This window comes from Oleiphilus sp. HI0043 (genome assembly GCF_001634935.1).
In genome coordinates this window covers 1-1283 of sequence record NZ_LWEY01001647.1, presented here as the reverse complement: position 1 = coordinate 1283, position 1283 = coordinate 1, and the positions used below count along the sequence as shown (strand labels likewise).

Here is a 1283-nt window from a genome sequence, read left to right as displayed (position 1 = left end):
GGTAGATTCTTTCAAGCTCAGATTCAAGCATTGCCCATAGCGTGAGTAACATAGACTGCCGTTGGTACATCGTCATACTCTGAGAAAAAAGTGACCGGATGTCGTAATCTTGCTCAGTTACCCCGTTAATATGTTCAAGATCAACTCGAATTATTTCGCCTTCATCTTCAGCATGAGTTTGAACAAACATCTCTTGTTCATAAGTTTCGATATGAGATTCTATGTTCTCCGTAAATGAAGAGAGTAATTGCTCTTGCTTCTGAATGTATGCTCTCTGTAATTTTAATTCTTCAGACAATAAACACACTGGCATATCAAGAAAATTCAAAGACATTTCATTCCCTCAAATAATTTTCCTACCCCAGCCTAAGAGCTGGTAGATTGTTTAAGAGCGAAATTACCACTCTCCCCTACAGATTCCGAAACATCACTAAATTCATTAGCAATAATGTCTGAGGCCCACTCTTCAATTAACCCATCCATGCTTGTGAAGAACTCACCCATCTGTCGATAGTCGTGAAACTCGCCATGCAGGTACTGCTCAACAACATAGGCATAGCCCGGCTTAAATCTCCAAACATGCTTCATGTTGAATTTTAGAGGACTACTCACACCACCACTTAACGATTTAGCTCTGTCGTCTATATCAGTGGTGTATCCAATTTTTAAATAATCAAATAACGGTTCATTTGATTCAGCGTCAACATACTCGCCTACATAAACGTAGCCAGAATCCAAGTCCTTTGAGATCTTTCCTTTAGCAATCAGAGTTTTCAAAACATCGGCTAGAGCCGTTGCTGGAGCACTTCCATTTTGAACTTTTGTCAAAATTTCTTCACGCAATGGACTGATATCTTCCACCGATACGGGGATTTCATCTTTTACCGTTTTCCAAAACTCAAAGAAGAGATCCTTTGCTTCCTCATACTTTCTTTTTGTAAGTTTCTTTTTGGAGTTATTAGCGTGCTTGGTCTTCTTTAAATAGTTCGCGAAATCAAGATTAACTGAAGGCCAATCGATTTGCATATATTGTTATTATTTTTGATTTGCTTTTGAGAGGGAGACAAAAAGCACCCAACCTTTATCAGATTCTATTTGTCTCCAGTTCCTTATATGTATTGGATTAAGGGCATTGATGCTCGATGATACGATCCGCATGGCGTTCAAACATCATCCTGTAACGAGTGGTATACCAGTCGGCAGCATCTTCCTTGTGGCCCCCCAAACAATCGCAATGATTGTCTGCCTCAAGCGCATTTAAGCAGGCGGCTGCACTTTGAATA

2 protein-coding genes are annotated in these 1283 nt (G+C 39.8%); both read right to left on the bottom strand.

Annotated features, from left to right (window positions below):
- A partial coding sequence (locus tag A3729_RS25180) for a hypothetical protein (protein ID WP_197476075.1) occupies positions 1–334 on the bottom strand: 334 nt, incomplete at its 3' end.
- A 32-nt stretch (positions 335–366) separates the two neighbouring features.
- Positions 367–1026 (bottom strand): GIY-YIG nuclease family protein, encoded by a 660-nt coding sequence (locus A3729_RS25175; protein WP_068634401.1) that lies wholly within the window; start codon positions 1024–1026, stop codon positions 367–369.
- Between the last annotated feature and the right edge of the window lie 257 nt (positions 1027–1283).